This is a genomic window from Bradyrhizobium sp. SHOUNA76 (assembly GCF_023006445.1).
Taxonomy (GTDB): Bacteria; Pseudomonadota; Alphaproteobacteria; order Rhizobiales; family Xanthobacteraceae; genus Bradyrhizobium.
The window spans coordinates 1-980 of record NZ_JALBHA010000967.1; the positions used below are offsets into that span (position 1 = coordinate 1).

Below are 980 nucleotides of genomic sequence, written 5' to 3' on the forward strand. Positions count from 1 at the left end.
CGCGAAGGCCCGCCAGATCGAGCGCATGGGCGCTGCCCGGCGCGGTCTGCGCCCGCGCCGCCGTGACATGATAATCGAGCAGCGCGACGACGCACGGATCGAAGGTGTCACCAACTCGGATCTGCATCGTCACGGCCTCACTCCGCTTGCGAGCCGCATCTGCATGAGGACCATATCGAGCCAGCGGCCGAACTTGCAGCCGACCTCAGGCATACGGCCAACCTCGGCAAAGCCGAACGAGGCGTGCAGCGCGATCGAGGCGGAATTCGAGGCCTCGATCGCGGCGACCATCGTGTGCTTGTTCAGCGCCGTGGCGCGCTCGATCAGCGCAACCATCAGGCCGCGGCCGATGCCCGCGCGATGATGCCGCTCGTCGACATAGACGGAATTCTCGACCGTGTGGCGATAGCCGGGCCAGGGACGGAAATCGCCGAAGGACGCAAAGCCGACCACATCCCTGCCCTTCATGGCGACCAGAACGGGATAGCCTGCTTCCCGTCGCGCGCGGATCCACGCGCGCCGCGAATCGAGATCAACCGGACCGTCGGTCCAGACCGCCGTGGTGTTGAGCGCGGCATGGTTGTAGATGGCCAAGATATCTCCGGCATCCTCCAGCGTTGCGTCCCGTACGATCAGCGGCATCACATTTTCCCGTAAGAAGTGCCGCGCCGCGTGATGATGACGTAGCGCGCGTCCTGCCTGGTTTCGTTCTCGAAGGTCACGGCGCGCATCACGTCGAAGTCCAGACAGTCGCCGTCGCGCAGGCGAACCGTCTTGGCGTCGATATGCACGCAGACCGCGCCCTCCAGCATCAGGAGCTGCTGGGTGAAGGCGTTGCGGCCCCAGGGGCTGTAGGAGACGCGCGCGCCGGCCGGCAGATCGACGACGATGATCTCGATGCCGCTTGCTGCATCCGGCGGCGAGGCGTGGCGCCGCCGATAGCCGCTGTCGGGATCGCGCCAGTGCGGCTGGTCGGCCAG

At 66.4% G+C, this 980-nt stretch carries 2 protein-coding genes and 1 pseudogene; all 3 read right to left on the bottom strand.

Features of this window, described 5'->3' with window-relative positions:
* A pseudogene (locus MOV74_RS41105) lies at positions 1-127 on the bottom strand (GNAT family N-acetyltransferase); the annotation flags it as partial.
* A gap of 2 nt (positions 128-129) precedes the next feature.
* Positions 130-642, bottom strand: a complete 513-nt coding sequence (locus tag MOV74_RS39020) for a GNAT family N-acetyltransferase (RefSeq protein ID WP_246932921.1) — start codon at positions 640-642, stop codon at positions 130-132.
* Positions 642-980 (bottom strand): cupin domain-containing protein (locus MOV74_RS39025; protein WP_246932923.1); only part of this gene is annotated, 339 nt, incomplete at its 5' end. The genes MOV74_RS39025 and MOV74_RS39020, both read right to left, overlap by 1 nt.

Excerpts from the sequence above, each read along its gene's own strand:
- MOV74_RS39020 (WP_246932921.1), bottom strand. The coding sequence starts at position 642 with ATGCCGCTGATCGTACGGGACGCAACGCTGGAGGATGCCGGAGATATC.